Raw genomic sequence first — 20,040 nt, forward strand, 5'->3', positions numbered from 1 at the left:
TCGTTTTGAAATAAACGTCCGTAGTACTACTTGAAATTCTTCTAACTCGCTAGTTTCTTAAACATCGCACCTAAAGCTTCACCTAACAGTGGAGGTACGGCATTTCCTACTTGCGTGTACTTCGGGCAGCTTTGCTTTCTCAGAACCCTTCCAGTTGTATAAGGTCCTTTAAATTCATAATGATCAGGAAAGGATTGGAGTCGGGCCATTTCCCTTACAGTTAAAATTCTCGGCTCACTATAGTGTAAAATATCATCTGGCAATGTTGTAACTGTCGCAGAAGGAGCGTCTTCATCAGGAGGGGTTAATGCGTGTTTTTTCGTGCCATAAGCTTCAGATAGATTCCAACCAATTATGTAATTACACCTCATGATTCAATGAATTAGTCAATTAGGGCCTCTTTCTGAGTGTTCTAATGCTTCGATTGCAACGTCAGTGATGGATATGTCAGATTGAAGGGATAGGGCACACGCTTCGCGCTTGTCCTCGGCGGAAAATTTTTTCGTAAATTAGACATGTAGATACCTAGTTAAGAGATAGATTATCTACTCTTAACTAGGTATCCGGTAAATCGGGGTGAAACCAGATTACCCTTTGACTTGGTATAGAACATTCAAATTAGATGTTCTGATTTGGTTTATTTAGTTAACTTGTCAATACTTGACAGGTCGCTCATCACTTTGCCCATTACTTAAAGTGAAATATGGCAAATAGTCTAATTAGTAAGTTGCTACATTTAGGGTGAGAATAAGTACAGAATCTTGGCTGGACGTGACCGCTTCATGCTGTCTGTAGCTAAGTTAAAGGAATTTAATCGCAGTTTCTCTAGAAACTGCAGATGTATATGGAAATCGTATGTCGTTATTTACCGAGTGGAACTCATTGTTGCTTGAAGAATATTTTTCACCTGCTAAAGCTGATCAAGATGTTTGGATTCCTACAACTAGACTTGAACTTGAAGGAATTGGTGTTCATAAAGGCGGGGCAAATGGGTTGGTCGAAGCGGTTAAGCAAGGGCCTGCGTGGTTTCATGGGTCAGGTGATGTTGCGAAAAAAGCTCAAGAATTGGTTAGGCAACGATTAACCTCTAGAAATCACCCTGATGGGTATAGTTATCATGATAGCGATATCAATGTATATCAAGACTCAAAAGCGCCACCATATTTGCCATATATAGCATTATGGGTGCTTTCTCGATCCGAAGCAGGAGAGTCAGGTTTCTATGCAAAAGTAAGTGAGTTGGTCTGCGATCCATTCCTTAATAATAGTAATACTAGACAGCAAATGGAATATGTATGGGCTGATTTAGAACATTGGTCTATAGATCAACAAAAAGGAAGATTTGGCAAGTTCAAGCTCAATGTGCTCGGAAAGCATAGATTTGTGGGCATGGCATACGCTCAAACAATGGTCACTCATAAGGATATGGATGGCATAAGTAGTTTATTTGGTAGCTGTAGGTTACATCCTGGACAAGCTTTGGATAATTCTCATTTTATGCAACTGCTAGAGCATGGTCAGAACTCAAATTTTTTAAGTGCAGGGCTTAAGGCTGCAATGGGAAAGGAGGATTACTGGAATCACCTAAAGCAATTATTAAGTATCTATCTTGAGTTCTGGGATGGACGTGTGCCAAAACGAACAAACGTTAGTAGTGGCGTATCAAACAAACAAGTTGAGTTTCAACAAGGCGAGAACGACGAATTATCAATCATCCTGCAATTGAAGAACTCTGGGGAATCCCTTTGTTGGGAAGTAGGTTGGCGCCTTCCTGCTGTTGTGACAGGTCTATGCTATGCAATTAAAGTGGATGATGGTGAAGAAACAGAGGCTAAGCTAGAGGTTGCAGGAACCCATATTCACTGTGTTTCTTCTGTAAATCAGAATGACGCGAGACGTGCGCTAGGTCAGTCAGCTAGAAAAGAAGTTGATTCAACCTTGTCTTATGCGGGAAGCGATGGGGAGCGCAATGAAAGAAAAATTTACTTACGGCATGATAAGGTTCGGGTCTTGGTAGAGGACAAACCGGATCCCTCACTTCACGACTCATATCTTGAGCGTGAAATGCCGTTAAAGGGTCCTGTCTACCTTCTATATTCCCGCATTGAATATTTAAATTTAGAGCTGTTTCTAGAAAACGAAGAAATAAAGCATGAGTTGTTATATATAGATGGTCTGCCAGACGATTGGAGCCTTATTTGTATCAATTGCACTGAGAACCTAACGCCTGAACAGCGGGCTGTGATAGTTGATGAAGAGCCTGTTGCTCTCGCTAAGGCTCGCATCAGGCTTGTTGGAGGAAAGCCCGTTATAGGGGCAGGCAGCAAGAAATACGCATATTACGATTTGCCCCTTGTTGAGTTAGAAGCTCCTGTCGGCGCTGAGCTGACATCTGCCGGGTTGACCTTTGAAGAGCTGGTCAATGCTGATAATGGTTGCGTAAGACGATTTAAATATAGTCTGGATGATGGGAGCGTGTGCGCTTTCAAAATCAAAGCACAACTCGGTGATGAGATATTGTGTACTGCAGGTTTACAGGTGTTGGCTGCTGGGGGGGTATCGTCTACACACCGTCCCCATTTTTCTATCGATAATTTTGGAAGGCCATTGGCTAATGCTAACGGTCTTTGTGGTGCGATTATTGGTGATACACAAGCTGGTGATCTTGACTTAGGTGTTGATTACTTTCACGTGGATGAAAAAGCGCTCGTTAATTCAAATGGAATAGATGTTTGGGAGTGCATGGAATTAAATGTTTCATCCCAGTTTCTTGATTCAATAGCTCTAACCATTAGAGGCTCTATGACCTATGGCGTGGCGCGTGATCAAATCAGGCGCCTTGCCAGTAATATAGGCATTGATGATATTGAACCCGCACTTTTGATACGCGAACTTAGACGTAGGGGGCATGTTGAAATAGAAACTGATGTCAAAGGCCATATGGTTAGGATATTTGCTGTACCTCCAACGCTCTATAGCCTACCTATCAAAGATGCTGAGCAGCGCCAGTTGTATGGTATTTGTGGAAGCCTAAGGCTACAACAATGGAAAGAGCTTGCGCAAGCAGCGGGTATCAGGGCTTTTGTTGAGATAGAGCCGTCATACAATTTCCCCGTTGTTCGTATTGCCCCTGATGGACAGTCAGCGATCAGTTCAATCGCAAAGTCTGCAAATTTTCTGGTAGTAGCTTTACCCGTTAAGCAATTATCTCAATGGTTGGGCTCTGTTAAGGAACTAAAGGAGAATCTCTCATGGTACCACGAGCAAGGTTTCACGCCTAATTACTTGGAGAAATTGAACCCAGTTTCAGGCAAGTTTAGTGCTGAAGAAAACATTTTGGTTGATTCTGATCGGAAATTTGAACTATTTAGGTATGAAGATCCGCAGATACAAGGGCTACGTGTTTATAAACTAGGTAGAAATCTTGGGGATGGTTTTTCAAAATATAGCTTTATTCAGGATTCAAGGTGGGGAGTATGGATGGCTGTTAGCGCCTTTGCTGAGTACGTTAATACCATAGGCTTTTTCGTCGATGCCAGTCCTTGGCCAATCTATTACGATAGCGTCAACGGTTGTTTATGGTTACCGGCAAGAATGGAACCACCTTTCGTTATAGAGCGAGCTTTAACACTCTGTGCGGGTACTGGGCCTATTGTAATGCAAGCTCTAGGTAAGGCGGACGGCGACTCAATTTTACTTTCTGAAAAAGGACTGCACATGATTGGCAAGGTAAGCTCCGTGTACTACGACATGGCTGATGGTAAATGGCTTTGTTATCGCTGGGTTCCAGAGGTAATTGCTAGGCATGTTGCACACTTGCTTGGTGGTGAACTTAGAGCTTTCGGATGTTGAACCGTGTTGACGAAATTTAAGGATTGAAAATGTCAGTAAGTATAGATAAAGATCCCATCGGGGCTTGGGAAAGTCTGCAAGATCATTTGAAAAAGTATGTAAAGTCGGCATTCGGGACTAACTCCAAATCATTTGAGGAAGAACGCCAGTGCTTGCTAGATACGCCAGGGGTATTTTTTCAGGAGCCTTACTTAGAAGTATTACCCGCGTATGTGTCAGGTAAAAAACTGGAAGAACTAAATACGCTAGACCTGCCTGCTATGCCTCAAGACGCCATAGATGCTTTTTGTAAAGTGGCTGGTGCATCACTTATCCCAAGCGATATGTATTTGTACAAGCATCAAGAGGTGATGTTGACAAAAGCTATGGGCGAGGAAAGGAAGCACTGTGTTGTTGTGACCGGTACAGGTTCTGGGAAGACTGAGGCTTTTTTACTACCGGTGCTGGCATCAATCATTAATGAGGCTAAAAGGAAATGGGATGCGCCTGCTGCTCTACATGGAAAGTGGCCGACGAAAATTTCATGGAAAGACAGCCGAAAAGCAATTAGAAAAGAGACTCGAACGCCAGCTGTTCGAGCTTTATTGCTATACCCAATGAATGCATTGGTGGAAGATCAAATTTCAAGGCTTAGAGCCGCGTTGGATTCTGATGAATCGCATAACGCTATGAATGATGCTTTAGGCGGTAATCGGATTCGATTTGGTAGATACAATGGTTCTACACCGGTTTCAGGACATCCTTTTAAAGCGGATGGGAGTGCTAACACTTCCAAGATAGCAGACCTCAGGAAAAAAATTGAGGAGGCAAGGAGAGAATATGAAGATTACAAGGGGCGGTTAGGTATTGCTCGGAACGCTCTAGCAGAAGTCAACCGTGAAGGGGATGAAATTCGAATAGCAGTTGCGGAAAAAGAATTAGAGACCCTTTTGGAACAGAGAGATTTTATTCCGAACATGGAAGCGGGTGCTTGTGAGATGTTTCATCGCTGGGAGATGCAGGATTCACCACCAGATTTACTCATCACCAATGTGAGTATGTTGTCTATCATGCTGATGCGTCATGAAGACACGCGAGTAGAAGAAGATAGGGCCGATTCCCAGATTTTTGATGCTACCAAGCAATGGCTTGATGAAGATAGAGAAAATCATGTTTTCCAACTGGTCGTTGATGAGTTGCATTTATACCGTGGATCCTCAGGAACAGAGGTGGGTTACTTACTCCGGTTGTTGATGGATCGACTGGGGCTGTCGCCGGACAGTAAGCAACTCCAAATTTTAGCGTCGAGTGCCTCTCTTGATGATGACGATGAGTCATATGATTTTCTGGGCGGTATGTTTGGTTTAACTCCAGCTGAAGCTAAAGAACGCTTTCATATTGAAAGCGGTGAGTCTATGTATTCAGGCGATGGGCTAAATAGAAGCCTTACCGATACCGTCGATACTGCCTGCGTACAATTAGGTGTATCTCTAGATATGGATGAAGAACCTGATGATCGTCTAGTGACGGAGCTGGTAACGGCTAATAATATGGAGGCGGTGGCGTACAGTTTTCTTGATAGTACTAGCAATCGCTTTACTTCATTGTCATTAGAGAAACTAATGACAATGTGGTTTCCAAATTTACAACCGAAAGAGAAAGAGGTCGCCACAAGAGGCTTGCTTTATGCGTTGGGGCGGGCAACGGCTCTTCAAAATCAGGGAAAGAGTTTCATTGCTGAGATTTTACCTAGGCTGCGTTTTCACTGGATGGCCAAGAATATTGACGGTCTCTGGGCCACAGCCGATTTATCGCGAGGAGGGGACAAGGAGCGGAGGGTCGGTAGGCTGTTACCAGAGCCAAGGATCGCTTTAGAAGGTAAACGAGTCTTAGAGGTTCTTTACTGTGAGTGTTGCGGTACGCAGTTATTGGCAGGTTACAAAATGCGGTCTGGTGGTACTGTGCCTAACCCAAAATATGAACTCGCTCCTATGCCTTCCGCTATTGAAAGTATGCCTGAGGCAGCTCCACAAGGGCGCACGGATATGCAACGTTACCAAAAACTTGGCGTTGTATATTTATTGCCTGATCAGTATCCAAACGTAGACGATTTAACATGGTTACAAGGCTCAGTTGAACGAAAATTACACGATGGTCGTGTAGGTAATCCTTGCAAAACAGCTGAATCCGCATGGAAAATTGCTTCGATTGATCCGCGTACAGGGATCGTTGAGGTTGGGGTTGATAATCCAGAAAAAGTTAAATGCTTATGGTTTAGTGCTGACGATAAAGACTGGGAGGAACAATATCAATTACCGGCAATGCCGCAAATGTGCCCATCTTGTCATACAAGTTATTCAGAACGGCAGGGCGGTAAACCATCACCTATTAGGGCTTTTGCAACGGGTTTAGACCAAATGTCTTTGTTACTTGCAAAGCATCTGATGTCGATATTACCAAATCAATCCAGAAAACTCGTCGCATTTTCAGATAGCCGACAAGCAGCGGCAAAATTGGCCAACGGTGTAGAGTCTGGTCAATGGGATAGCCTGTTGCAGTATTTTATTCTAGACGAAATACGCCAAAGATCGGCAGGTTCAATAGAGGGAATAAAAAAGGTTATTCTAGAAAAAGTTAAACAAGATGATGAAAATGGCGTAGATGCGATTATTGAGGAAGAAAATGATAGTCAGGTGCAGGATGAATTAAAAGCGTTCGCTAACGCTGCGGAGTCAGTAATTTTCAAACCTAAGCGAGCTACTTTCGATGAAAAATCACATGTCGAACGCATTGAAAATTATAAGTCTGGTTATGTCAGGGTAGATAGTTTTTTACACCCTGTAAGTGATCAGTGTCGGGATTTACCCGTGATCTGGAAAAGAATGCTAAAGCTTGGTATAAATCCTGCCGGCTCAGGTGTGGATGTTAAGTATGCCCAGCTAGATAGCGATGAATTTGGATGGGTAGAACTTATCAATTTTGATGAGACTTTATTAGCTGAGAACCTAACCCAAGCCAAAAAAAGTTTCTTGATGAATAAAATGGACAGCACGATAAGGAAAAAGGCTTGGAAGGCTATCTCTGGGCGCTTGTTATATAACCTAGAGGCAAAAGGATTTGGCCATCTTGCGTTGTCATCTGGTTTTAAGAAAGTTGGTCCAGCGGGTATAACTTGTAGCATTCTCAGGAATGTTTCTGAAAGTGTGCTTCGTATTCTCACGGAAGAGTATTTTACGACTCCATATGAATACGATGATTATGGGCCTAGAGTAGAATGGAGTAATGATAAACCAAATGATCGCTCTCGGCAGATTGCTCAGAAACGAGTCAAACGTTATTTAGAAGCGTGTTCGCTAAAGCATAACACCCACTTTGAATTACTCAGGGATGCTGTTCGTGATGCCCTTACTGAGGATAGGCATCACTGGGGTATTGTGAGGCTGGATCAACTTTGGGTGCGCAAAGTTGATCCGAAAGATAAACCGTGGGTGTGTACGAACTGTACACAAATTCACTGGCACTCTTCCGGGGAAGTATGCTCAAGATGTTCTACTACGCTTACGACAGAAGCTAACGGCGAAAAAACAGCCGGACAGATTGAAAGGGAACATTATTACGCGAATCTTTCTTCGATACCTTCGTCCGCATTTCGTATTCATGCTGAGGAGCTGACTGGGCAAACAGATAATCAAGCTCAAAGACAACGGCACTTTAGAGACATTTTTTTTGCTGGTGAACAACTAGACGATGTAGTGCCACGAGATGTTAAGCCTGAGATAGACCGCATCGATCTGTTGTCAGTGACCACAACGATGGAAGTCGGTGTTGATATCGGCGCGTTATTATCAGTGTTTCAGGCCAATATGCCACCAGAACGTTTTAATTATCAGCAGCGAGCGGGTCGTGCAGGAAGAAAGAAACAGGCCTTTTCCTCTGCGCTGACGTATTGCCGTGGACAAACCCATGACCGTATTCATTTTGAGCACCCCGAGGAAATGACAAGTGGAATTCCACCGCAACCGAGTGTTTCGGTGAGTGAAGATCAAACGATATTGGCGGAGCGACTATTTAATAAAGAAGTTTTACGGCGTGCATTTCAATCTGTTGGTCTAACCTGGGCCGATTCTAATTCGAGACCTGATACCCATGGAGAGATGGGGATTGTAAAAGACTTCTTAGGGGGTAACGGTAGTAGGCGTGATAATGTTGCTCATTGGTTGAGCCGCAATGAGCAAGAAATTAAAGAGATTGCTACCGTTGTATCCCGTGGGACAGCCATTAAGGCAGAGACACTCACTAAAGACCCATCTGATTTAATAGATCGTTTAGAGTTGATCTCAAAAAATGAGCAAGACCAGACGCGTGGTTTTGCTAACGCCTTGGCGGATGCTGGTGTACTACCCATGTATGGTATGCCAACCATGGTTAGAAATTTGCATTTTTCATTGCCAAAAGGCGAGGGTCGGTCTCCAGAAGCTAAGACCTTGGATCGCTCTATTGAACAGGCCATAACAGATTATGCGCCAGGGGCTGAGCGGATATGGGATAAACGGCTTTTAACTCCGATTGGGCTTGTCGGGCCTGTTCAGCATAAGAAAAATAATCAGTGGATATCGAATGCCGGGCCAGTGGGAGAAACTACTTGGCAAGTCTTTTGCCGTGAATGCCGAAACCTGAGTGTCGTTCCAATAAAGCTTGAAGATGCTCAAGATAGAGAACCCTATGAGCAATGCGAGAATTGTCTGGCAGATAACGCAAGCGCTTATTTAGCCGTGGTGCCGAATGGATTTATGACTGATTTCGATCTTAGTAAACCAGCAGGATCAGGCCAGTCTAATGGTGGTGAAGGGGTCGTATCTTTTGTTGCTTCGCCGGCTATTAAGGGGGTCGAAGCAAAGCTTATTGGAGGTGCTTTTATAGCCTTTTCGCGACAACAAAAAGTATATAGAGTTACTCAAAATAAAAAACTAATGCCTTTTTCATTTAGAAAAGAGGAATCAATTAGAAGCCCAAATGGCCAGTGGCTTAATGCTTCTATGTGGATTAAAGATGATAAAAGCAAGGACGTTCTCGCGTCACTTGTGGCACCAAAGACTACGGATCTTTTGAGTATAAGGTTGCTCGATCGTTCAGGACTTTGCTTTTTTGATAACAATAAAGAGCTCGCTTGTCGTAAAGCCGCGTGGTTTTCTGCAGCGACTATTCTCCAGCGAGCTATTGCGTTGGAACTCGATGTTGATTCCCTCGATATAGAGATCGCCTCTGTTCATAAATATAATCATGAGGGCCAAGAGGGTGCCGAGCTCTATTTATCCGACGAGCATCCAAATGGTGCAGGCCTTGTAGACTGGGCCAGCAAGGTATGGGCTGAATTGTTAGGGGGTTGTATTGACCCTGTCAATCAAGAGAGGTTTTCTAAACTAGGCGAGTATATAAGGGATGAATGCAAACGTGCACAAAAACCGGGGCACGAGTGGAGAAGCCCTGATTTACTCCTAAAAGGTTTTCGGAACCGTCATTTGCACCCCTTGCTGGATTGGCGGCTTGGCTTAGAGTTACTGTCGGTAATGCGTGATCCTGCGTGTATACCCGGTGTAATGCCATATTTTAAAGACTGGGGTTTAGGATTGAAAAGCTGGCAGGAAGAGTCTGCCTACATCGCTGAAAATTATTGCTCTGCATTTGGTGACGGAAATATCGTGCCAATCACTGATGGTTGTTATCTCCATGGTTGGCTCTCTGAAGAAGTGGGTGTTTTAGAAGTGGTTGCTCACCCTTTGTGGGAATTTGACACTCTTTTAAAAGACTCAGTATCTCAATCTATACACGCATTTGCCATAAGCCAATCTAATGTCAATTCCGTACGGTTGCTTGATTCATTTAACCTTTCCAGAAGGATGTCATGGGTGAGGAATAATCCAGAATTTTTCCGCGAATATCCTTTAAACAATGTTGGTAACAGTTCAAGTAGTGACCTAAACCAGTTGATTTTTAAATCAGAGGTAGGGAGCTCTTTTGAGTATGGAGATAAAGCTTGGGAAAGGGTATTGGAGCAAGATGCATGGTCTATCGCGAAGGGATTTTATATTGTGAAACAAGATGAAATAGAGCCTTTTATTGCTTCAATTAGTTCGATGCCAGGTAAGGGGCAAATGGTGAAGCCAGTTGATAGACCAAGTTTGGATAAAACCCAATGGGCTGGTTTAAAAGTAGTTGCGCGCCGTCAGTAATTATTTCAAGGGAGTAGTTGGTTATGCCACGAGTAATTGGGCCTGTTCCATCAGACAGGTGGGAAAGGGAAGTCCGCAGGCAACTGTTAAAGCAACTGCCTGATAAATGGATAGTGGTATGTAATGTGTCGTGGGCTTTGAAAAATGAGATGGGCTCCGTTCGTGATGGCCAAGCGGATTTTGTGATATTGGCTCCAGAGCTTGGTTTGGCTGTTGTAGAGGTTAAGGGTTCAAAGTCAGTGCGTGTGGACGCAGAAGGAAAGTGGTACAGGATAGCGGGGGGTTATAATGGCAAGTCTAGTGAAATATTATTGAAAGAGCCGCCTCCTGAGCAAGCTACTCGAAACCTGCACACACTTACTAAGGTTGTTAAGGAGGAACTCTCATTTGGTGAAAATGCCCCTTTCCCTGGTTTGCATGCTTGGCTAGTGGTTTATCCGAATGGCGAAGTTGAAGGAAAACTTGATACGTACGATCAGTCAACCATTGTTACTAAAAAGCGTATGCACCAGTTAGGTAGCGTAATTAGCGGTGCGTTGTTAGCCAAAGGAGGGGAGGCCACAGGAAAGAAATTCAGTCAGGAATTGGCTGATAGAGCCGCCGAAATTTTGACAAATCAACGCTTTCGTGTGGTTGCTGTTGATACAGAGTTGGATACATACGAAGATGAAAAAGATATTGATGAGTTAACTCGTCAACAGTTTGCTGCATTACGGGGGGCATTCGAATTACCTCGTGTTGCTATTATTGGGCCTGCAGGTTCGGGAAAAACTTTGCTCGCCATATGGAAATTGTCGGCTTTGCTGGAAGAAGGTCAAAAGGCAATTTTTGTATGTTTTAACAAGGCATTAGCCGAAAGTTTAAGGATCAAACATCCCAGTATGGCTAATGCTATTGTTAGCATAGATTCGCTATTTTGGCGGATTGTTGATGACCATGCAGGGAGCTCTGAAAAAGATTTTTATTCTAAAGTCTTGCCGGAAAGGGTCTTGGATGCTTTGTATTCGTTTAAGGATGATGATAAATATGACGCCATCATTATTGATGAGGGGCAGGATTTTGGCGATGACAGAATTGTTGCCCTGTATCACTTACTTGAGGATAGTGATAACTCCCAATGGCTTTACTTTGCAGATAGTAAGCAGGATTTATACGGGCAGGGTACGAATGAGACCCTAGGTGCTGAAGTGACATTTCGCCTATATCACAACTGTCGAAATACTGAACGCGTAAATGCCGCTACCAATAAAGTTTGTAGTGGTGAGGTCAAATCAATGCCAGGCATGCCTAGCGGTGAAATACCTCATGTTAGTATTTGCAAAGCTGATTTTATGGCGCAAAAGGCATGGTCACTAGTAAATGAGTTAAGTTCGGAGGGTGGTGCGGTGATCCTATCACCATTCAAGTTGGAAAATTCATGCATGAATGGTTCTAAAAAGGCTTATGGTCTTGAACTTACAGAAGATATTAGTAAGCTTGGTCAACCGGGCTTTGTTTTTTATTCAACCATCAAATCATTCAAGGGGTTAGAGGCTCGACATGTGGTCTTTGTTCATGCTGACAAGCCTGGGATGAATCCGGCACTGGCTGATGAAGACTTGTATGTGGCTTTCACTCGTGCAACGGCTCGGCTGGATGTCGTCACAACTAACAGAGAGGCAGAATCTTGGTTGTCAGGCTTGCTTATGACCTTGGCGTGACCTTTAGCAAAGGTAGAGAGTGTTTTAGATAAATCAATACCTATAGATAGTGAAAATTGATTGATTATCGGGATAAGGTGATTAATTTTAGTGAGGTTGTCCCGTTTTCTAATCCCGTAAAGATTAGGTCTCTTTTGGATGATCTCTCATTTATACATGAAAATAGACAGAAGTGGGGTTGTCTAATGCAAGGCGGATGCAAGAAAATTCATTAGATGACTTTAATTTGATTGTTTCTGTGGGTTCATCTGGTGAATGCGCATAATCAATATCTCTTTTCTCTGGCTACCGAGGTATGGACTGGTCACAAATCGGCTGTATGTGAAGTGGAGAGTTGCTTTTGCTTTTATAACTACAAGCGTAAGCATTCTGTACTCGATTATATGACACCCTATCAAAAGGATTGTGAATTGAAAAATATGGCTTAAATACTATCCAGTTTTAGTTGCCCATTATAGAGAACGCAGAGGGTCATTTCTTTGAGTCGAGTAAACCTTAAAGGCTAAATGTGTCAATACTATCTAAAAAACCCCCTGGACTTTTCACTCTTTATTGCTTAAAATACCTAGTTGCCCCCCTTCACTGCATCTGCGAGTATAAATTTGAACCACATAGAGCTTTTTTCAGGTTGCGGCGGATTATCTCTAGGCCTCGAACGGGCGGGCTTTGAGTTAACATTTGCCAATGAGTTATCCCCGATGGCTGGAGAAACATTTGCATATAACCTACTAGGTGAAGACCTAGATAAGCTTGCCAAGCTAGGTGAAAAGAGTGACAAAGTGTACTGGATTAGCAGCCAGTTTGATGACTTAAATCGCCGTCTTCGTGAGAATCCATTTGAATACCCAGAGTTAGCTTGTGGTGTAACAGATATCCCGGATGATCCAGACCTGCTTAAAGGAAAGTTATTAATTGGTAATATCATCCATTTAAACAGTCTGCTTGAAAGTCGACCTCAATTGCTGGAGGCGGTTAAATGCGGATTTGGTAATAATGGTGTAGATCTTGTTTCTGGAGGGCCACCTTGTCAGAGCTTTAGTTTAGCGGGACTGCGTAAAAAGGATTGCGATAAAAACTCATTACCTTGGGAGTTCGCAAAGTTTGTCGGCATGGTTCAACCCAAGTTCGCAGTGCTTGAAAATGTAACAGGTATACTTCGTGCATTTAAAGAGGGCGGTGTTAGTTATCACGCATGGTTTGAAGTAGCTAAAGCTTTTGCTGGTAGGGGGTATATTCCACTTTGTTTACATATCAATGCCAGATTAGCAGGTATTCCTCAAAATCGACCTCGCTTTATCATGATCGGTGTTAGAGAAGATGTTTATCAAAGTATATCGGCTTCTTTCTGTGAGGCGGAAAAGGCATTATTTTCACAATGTATTGATTTATTTCAGAAAACAAAATCCGGTAAGGTTGTTGATATTAATAACTACCACTGTTTCGATGCCAAAGAAGGAAAAGATGCCGAGTTGTTCCGTAACTCATTCCTCTCATCACTGATAGATCAAGAAGAGGTTTCGGTAAAAAAAGCCATTCATGACTTGCGGTTAAATAACAAGAGTAAAAAGTCTGATTTTGTCAATAAGTTAAATAACCAGTTTGAATCCGTACTGGGAGAGGCTGTATCGATAGCTAATCATGGCCTAAGAAATAATAGTAATTTAGTGAAAAGAAGATTCAGAATATACCAAGTAATACAGAAATGTAGCTTAGATATGGGTAAACAGATATTTAGTATATTAAAAGGTGAGTCTTCAAGCCTTTGTGATGCTACATGGAATGTACTTAAAAACCATGAGTATGTGTCTGAAGAGGGTGGCTACATAAAATTTAAAACTAAAGTTGATTTTATTAATTATTTATTACGACATCCAACCAAAAAACGTACACAAAGAGCTCTTGATGCATTTGAACCAGCACCTGCTGCCTTATCTATACCTGATGATGCGTGCCATTATGATGATAATGAGTTGCGCACGTTAACGGTTCGAGAAATGGCTAGGATTCAATCATTTCCAGATGCTTTCATCTTCCGATCAAAAGTGACAACGGGTGGGAAAATGAGGCGCTTTGAAGTACCGCAATATACTCAAGTAGGGAATGCAGTTCCTCCACTATTAGGACTGAAACTAGGCAATTCTATTCTTGACTTGTTAAATAGACTTCCTACTTAAATTAAAGCGAGAAGATACTCACTACGAGTGAGTATCTTCTCATTGACTTACGATTTCACTTTACCATCAATAAATGAAACTAAGTCACCTATTGTGGAAAAGGCATTACGAACCGAAACAAGCGTAACCCCTGTTGTATTTGATTCCTGCCCATGAGCAATGCCGTTACGCCAACGTACAATAGAGTTTATATTACTCTTTCTATTATCATCTTGTTCCAGCCAATATAAAAAATCCTCACTCCATTTTGAATTAAATTGGCCTAAAATATCATTAATATTTTGGGTATTCATATTTCTAGATATTGGCCAAGTTTCTTCTATATATCTTGATATCTGGGGTCTAGCTCCCTGAAATGTATAATGTAATAACAACTCTTTTATTGCTTGTTCTAAATAGCCAGAGACCAAAACAGCAAGGTATTTAGCATTATGCGCTTGCTCTGCAGGGTCACTAACGTTGTCATATACATTAAACAAGTTTGTTATTCTAGATTTATATTTATCGTGGCCTTTATGGCGAGAACGAAGTGCCATAACTCTACCCTTTAAATATTCTGATTGCTGCATTAACTCTCTTGATTACATTTCCCGTATCGTTAATGAATTCAGCGGTAGAGTCGACATAATCCTGATCGTCAAGTAACAGCTCTATCTTGGAATTTATTTCTTTATTTTCAAAGACTGATCCTGAAGCTATAGCCTTTGCGAAACCAACAGTTACAGCATCGAATTTTGATAGAAGAAGAGTTCCACCAGTTCTAAATAGTGATTCACCACAAGCGTTAAGAAGAAGACTAGTGATTCTTTCAAAAAGCTGATGCAATTCTAGTATCTTATCAGCCTCCATATTCCGATTATCCTCCATATATTTATCAAGAAAACTAGGCATTGGAGCTTTATAATTTTCGACGTTTTCATATAAGGCCAAAAATCTTAAAATAGTTTCAACATCTTTATATCGACTATGCTCGGGACCAAACAAGCTACGCCATGATTCATTCTTATTAAGATCATGAAGAAGTTCATCAAGAGGCCCATAGAAAATACATGACCTAACTTCTTGTGGTTGCAAAGCTTTGCCGCTCGTATTTAACCTTCTGAATATTTGTACTACTGCATTATTATATTCCTGACCATATTCAGGGCTATCTGATGAAGGGTCTGGTTTGATCACGATACTGTGTAAAATAGAATCACTTAAAGTCCGTTCATCGGCATCTTCAAGGACCTTAGACTTCGCACCTTTTGCCACATTACGGTTGTAGTAGCATCCGCGAAGATCTTCATGGATTTTTTTGCTGTTTGATAAGGCGAATTTTCCACCTAAATAGCGCTGAAGTGTCTTTAGTCGTTGTTGACCGTCTACTATATTTAAGTTTTTAGTGATTCGGTCTAGAGCAAGGAAAATATTTGGAACAGGTAAACCAAGAATCAAAGATTCGATGAATCTAGATTGCTCAACGGGGCTCCATACGAAACCGCGCTGAAATCGTGGTAGTTTAATATCACCACGATTGAGTCGTTTAACAAGACCTTCTACATCACTGTCCCAGCCATAACTAGAAACTTCAAATCGAGATGGTTCATCTAATTCGCTACTAACAGGATCTATAACCTGAGTTTCTTCGCCGAAATCTGCGACTCCAATGAATTCACTAGAGTCGTAGTTGATGCGATCTAATATCTCAGAAAAGTCAGAACCATCAGTAGCATTAAGTGGCTGACCATCCGATAAGTTTAGAACTACAATATTACTATTTTCGACAAATAGCGCGAATACTTGCTCGGGTGATGCAAAAAGATGGAACCTTCCTGGCCAAAAACGTGTATCACCTCTACCATTTGCACGATATAGCGACGCCGTTGTTTCTTCACGAAGAGATTTGCTTAAAATAATGCACGGAAGCATTACTTTATGTTCAGTACCGAAACTTTGGGAATCATAGTCATGTATGTGTTTTGATTTTAATAACTGCGCTATAGGTACGGTAGCGTCCAAGATACTTTTTTTTAAGCCATTATCAGTTAAAAAAAGTAGTGCATAAGTAATGCCTGATTGATTTAAAACTTCTGTTTTTTCGAGTTCATCTGGCGTGAGTTCTCTTGTATTCATATCAACGGATCCATTATTGATTAGTAATAAAATATTTAATATATTGAAGATCAATTAGTTTATAAATCTGTGATTATCTTCCGTGAAGCCTCGTGTATTGAGTCTCGCACAGATTATGGTTTTTCGTAGGAGGTGATCTATACACCGAACTAAGCTCCGTTTTTCGACTTAAAATTCTCTGGGATTAATAGCCCAAAATACAGTTCTTTTCTGACGGTTGCCATTAGAAAAAAGATTCTATGTCGTTGTATTATCTAAAATTGAAGTGCTTGCTTACATCTTACCTATAATTTGCAGAGTCGCAAGCAAGCAGCGGTAAGCTAATGAAAATCGGCACTACTTTATAAGTTGTATGATTTTATTAGTTTAAGGGATTTTATTTGTCAACCTATGCAAGTAAAGCGCGATTTCAGATAATAAGTGCAACACTCATGATGGAACGGCGAGAGGAGGTCAATTGCTGATAGTGATACTCTTCAGCTCGCCAAAGACAAAGAAGTATCATCATGAGTTACCAGCAATTGACCGAAGGGAAACGATACCAGATTTCGTTACTTATTTCGCAGGGGTTTAGCGCAGCAGATATTGCTCGTTTTATTAATGTGCACCGATCAACCCTCGGGAGAGAGATTAAACGTAATAGCCTAGCTCAATGCTATCAGCCTGAAGTGGCTGAAACCTTGACTCAGAAGAGGCGGCGACAATCGATAAAGTACAGCATACCGACCCATGTCGTGGTGTATGTTGAGTGGGCGCTCAGTTTTGATTGGAGTCCTGAGCAGATCAGCGAAGTGGGTAAGACGGTCGGCTATCGTGTCAGCCATGAATGGATCTACCGCCATGTGGCGGCAGACAAAGCCTCTGGTGGGCAGTTATTCAGGCACTTACGACAAGGTCATAAACGATACAGAAGAGGAAAGAACGGTAAGTGCTCCCCGATTCCTAATCGCGTATCTATTGATGTAAGGCCGTCTATTGTGGAATCACGAAAACGCGTAGGTGATTGGGAAGCGGATACCGTATTAGGGAAACAAGGCACGGGCGTGCTGGTGACACTGGCCGAACGGAAAAGCCGCCTTTATCTTGTTCAGCGTGTCGACAGTAAACATTCAGACGTTGTCACTCAGGCGATTATCGATATGCTGACACCGTACAAAGAGAGTGTTCACACCATCACCTTTGATAATGGTGGTGAATTCGCTGGGCATGAGAAGATAGCCAAGAGTCTTGAAGCGGAAATGTACTTTGCTCACCCCTATTCATCCTGGGAGCGTGGCTTGAATGAAAATTTTAATGGTTTGCTGCGCCAATATATTCCCAAAGGAACCGATTTACGCGGGGTGAGCGATGAATATGTAAGACAGGTGCAAACCCGAATAAACTTAAGGCCGAGAAAATGTCTCGGCTTTAAGCAGCCACAGAAGATCTTTGACGAACTCTGTCAGGCCGCATAAGCGAGTGTTGCACTTGAGAGTTGAATTCGCGAAGTATCTTCATATCAAGTTAAAAAAATAAAACTGGAATGCGATAATTTTCCACGGGCAATTAATTTAAAATCAACACAAATTGATAATTACTTAGCGAATGCTGTTAAAGCGTTAACAAATAAAAACGAGAATTTTTAATAAAAATAGGATCAAGACCGTAGGGAAAGATATAAGAATAACAAAGTTCATTAAGCGCTTTTGTAAAACAGCATGATTTGCCTGTTTGTAGCTAGTGGTTCGAACTTATAAATTAGTAGAGTCAGATGAAACTTACTTTTATTATTCCTGGCATGTGTCATCTGTCCCCACTTAATTACAAAACCTATAGTAACCATGTCCTTCGTTCTGTTTGAAGGTCACCTCAATTGGTTGTCTTTGCTGCCGCGTCGGTTATAGCTACTGAGGTTGGCTTGCTGTTCGTCGAGCGCGGTCTGGCAGCGGACACATAATCGCACACCGGGCACAGCATTGCGTCGCGCTTCTGGGATGATGGCTTCACATTCCTCGCAATGCGTTAAGCTATCGCCGCCAGGTAAGCGGCTGCGGACCAGTGCTATCGCATCTTCCACACTGGCATCAATTTGATCCTGAACCGCCCCGTCCCGGGACCAGCCACCTGCCATGATTCGCTCCTGTATTTCTCAAGTTGAATGAGCCTCACATTTAACTTTGATCTAATTTATTCACTAATTCACCACTTAATTTCTGATATGCAAAAAAAGCCGCTGAGCTCTTAAATACAAGTTCTTAAATCTAAATGATTAAAGCTGAGCTTCTGTAGAATAAAATTAAGTGGGGGTGAACTAAGAGGGGTCAGACGAAACATGCCGGGAGTACTTGACCGCGATTGCATATAATAAGTGCAACAAACATGTAATTTAATCGAGCTGATATGACTTCAATGGGTTATTTATAAACCACATTGAGTTGATTAAAGGTATTGAGAATAAGTACGAATTTTAACTGAGTAAGCAGCGCCTTGCGGCCTGCAGAAAAGCGCATATCCAGAGGCTGGGGCTAAAGGTTAACTATTACCCCACAGGGATTTTCGCCTTAGACATCCTTCCTCATAAAATGAGGAAGGATGTCTTCATTTACAATTACTTCAGCATTTATTTTTACGGTTGGATTTAACAGAAGCCAGCACAATAAGTATGGCGCCCATTAGAAAACCTGTCGATGGTTCTGGCACTGATACTGCTGCTGACCTGCTGTTTATCGCGAAACTATCAATGACCTGAATGCCATCACTTAACCCATTAATTGAGCCAGCCCATGTCTCTGATCCCAGGCAATTCGTAGATGTCACCGAACCTATGCCAATGGCCGCCGTAGCAAATAAGCTTCCGCAACTAACGCTTGATGTAGCACCCGTTACAGCTCCCGTTACAAAAGCAGTACCCAGAAAAGATGTACCGGCACCCAGATCCAGAGCACCGCCTAAATTCCAGATGACACCAGCACCCGCGCCTGCGTTAATTATTTCAAATGTAGTATTAGCACCCACTGTCATGGCCGCGCTAAGATTAAAAATCCACAACGGATTTTCTTCAAAAAGCCCATCAAGCGTAATGGTTGAACCTGCAACTATAGTCAGAGCCGATCCTTCGTAGACTCCGGCATCAAAGTTATAAGATCCTAGGTTCGTCATCACATCATAATCTTTTTTGATGTTAAATAAGGATTTCTGAGCACTATCTATTTGTTCCAAAGCTTTTGCGAGGTCTAAGGTTTCCTGATAGGAATTGATAGCGGTAGTAGTCGTAGTTGTATTACCTGCACTACTACTGTTTACCACACCTGCATTAGTGATGGCCGCCGCCGCATACACATCTTCTGCAGATGCGCCCGCTCCCAGCGTGATGGCTGCGCCAGAATAGATATTATCAGCGCTAGCATTAGCGCCCACAGTGGTGGCGGCACCTGCATAGATGTTTGCAGCGCTGGCGTCAGCACCTAAACTAACGGCCATGCCTGCATAGGTATTTCCCGTGGTAGCGTTAGCTCCGATTGCCACGGCGGCGTTACCAGAATAGATGTTTGCCGTCTCAGTCCTGGCACCGATTGCAACGGCGGCAACGGCACCGAGATTATTATCAACGACCGCGTCTGCTGCTATAGATATGGCAGCACCAGCCACTGCAGAATAACCTAACAAATCAGGACCCAGCAATAAGCCTGCTGCAGCCCCTGATGAGTTGATTGATAAGATGCTACATAAGAAAATTTTTGACCATTTGTTGCTCATAGACCGCTCGAATTGAAACATAAACACTTTTTTTTTCCATTACTGTCGTTCCCAAATCTCATCCTAGTATCTGGTTGTATGTGATTAATAGTGTCGTCAAAGAGCCAGAATCAGTCTTTTACTTTAGTATTATTAACCTTTATATAAAATTATATGGTTATATATTGACCAGTATAACAATATGTTTACTGCTATCCTAATGATAGTTATTAATTTGTTTGAATAAATATATAAATTTAATTTAACTAGTTGATA

10 protein-coding genes are annotated in these 20,040 nt (G+C 42.2%); 5 read left to right on the forward strand and 5 right to left on the reverse strand.

Annotation, left to right across the window (positions count from 1 at the left end; all coding sequences use genetic code 11):
* Positions 1 to 41: 41 nt before the first annotated feature.
* Positions 42 to 371, reverse strand: a complete 330-nt coding sequence (locus tag Nant_RS01255; RefSeq protein ID WP_054339818.1) for a DNA cytosine methyltransferase — start codon at positions 369 to 371, stop codon at positions 42 to 44.
* A gap of 484 nt (positions 372 to 855) precedes the next feature.
* Between Nant_RS01255 and Nant_RS01260 the strand changes: the two genes are divergently transcribed.
* The 4 genes from Nant_RS01260 (at position 856) to Nant_RS01275 (ending at position 13,935) form a co-directional block, all read left to right on the forward strand.
* Positions 856 to 3,852, forward strand: a complete 2,997-nt coding sequence (locus Nant_RS01260) for a hypothetical protein (RefSeq protein ID WP_054339819.1) — start codon at positions 856 to 858, stop codon at positions 3,850 to 3,852.
* A gap of 29 nt (positions 3,853 to 3,881) precedes the next feature.
* Complete coding sequence (locus tag Nant_RS01265; protein ID WP_054339820.1) at positions 3,882 to 10,061, forward strand: DEAD/DEAH box helicase; 6,180 nt, start codon at positions 3,882 to 3,884, stop codon at positions 10,059 to 10,061.
* Between the two features lie 23 nt (positions 10,062 to 10,084).
* A complete protein-coding gene (locus Nant_RS01270; protein ID WP_054339821.1) occupies positions 10,085 to 11,761 on the forward strand; it encodes an NERD domain-containing protein in 1,677 nt (558 codons plus the stop codon).
* A gap of 602 nt (positions 11,762 to 12,363) precedes the next feature.
* Complete coding sequence (locus Nant_RS01275) at positions 12,364 to 13,935, forward strand: DNA cytosine methyltransferase (protein WP_054339822.1); 1,572 nt, start codon at positions 12,364 to 12,366, stop codon at positions 13,933 to 13,935.
* A 47-nt stretch (positions 13,936 to 13,982) separates the two neighbouring features.
* Here Nant_RS01275 and Nant_RS01280 read toward each other — a convergent pair whose 3' ends face one another.
* Together Nant_RS01280 and Nant_RS01285 are read right to left on the reverse strand one after the other, a co-directional pair.
* Positions 13,983 to 14,504, reverse strand: coding sequence for a HEPN domain-containing protein (locus tag Nant_RS01280; protein WP_202904920.1), 522 nt, complete (start codon positions 14,502 to 14,504; stop codon positions 13,983 to 13,985).
* Positions 14,476 to 16,050, reverse strand: coding sequence for a DUF262 domain-containing protein (locus Nant_RS01285; protein WP_054339823.1), 1,575 nt, complete (start codon positions 16,048 to 16,050; stop codon positions 14,476 to 14,478). The genes Nant_RS01280 and Nant_RS01285 overlap by 29 nt, the downstream gene beginning before the upstream one ends.
* Positions 16,051 to 16,556: 506 nt before the next feature.
* Here Nant_RS01285 and Nant_RS01290 point away from each other — a divergent pair.
* Positions 16,557 to 17,504 (forward strand): IS30 family transposase, encoded by a 948-nt coding sequence (locus tag Nant_RS01290; RefSeq protein ID WP_054339824.1) that lies wholly within the window; start codon positions 16,557 to 16,559, stop codon positions 17,502 to 17,504.
* A gap of 389 nt (positions 17,505 to 17,893) precedes the next feature.
* Here the strand turns inward: Nant_RS01290 and Nant_RS01295 are convergent, their stop codons facing one another.
* Both Nant_RS01295 and Nant_RS01300 read right to left on the reverse strand, forming a co-directional pair.
* Complete coding sequence (locus Nant_RS01295; RefSeq protein WP_054339825.1) at positions 17,894 to 18,160, reverse strand: DksA/TraR family C4-type zinc finger protein; 267 nt, start codon at positions 18,158 to 18,160, stop codon at positions 17,894 to 17,896.
* 482 nt (positions 18,161 to 18,642) lie between these two features.
* Complete coding sequence (locus Nant_RS01300) at positions 18,643 to 19,785, reverse strand: ice-binding family protein (protein WP_054339842.1); 1,143 nt, start codon at positions 19,783 to 19,785, stop codon at positions 18,643 to 18,645.
* Positions 19,786 to 20,040 lie beyond the last annotated feature (255 nt).

This window comes from Neptunomonas antarctica, from assembly GCF_001305295.1.
GTDB classification, from domain to species: domain Bacteria; phylum Pseudomonadota; class Gammaproteobacteria; order Pseudomonadales; family Balneatricaceae; genus Neptunomonas; species Neptunomonas antarctica.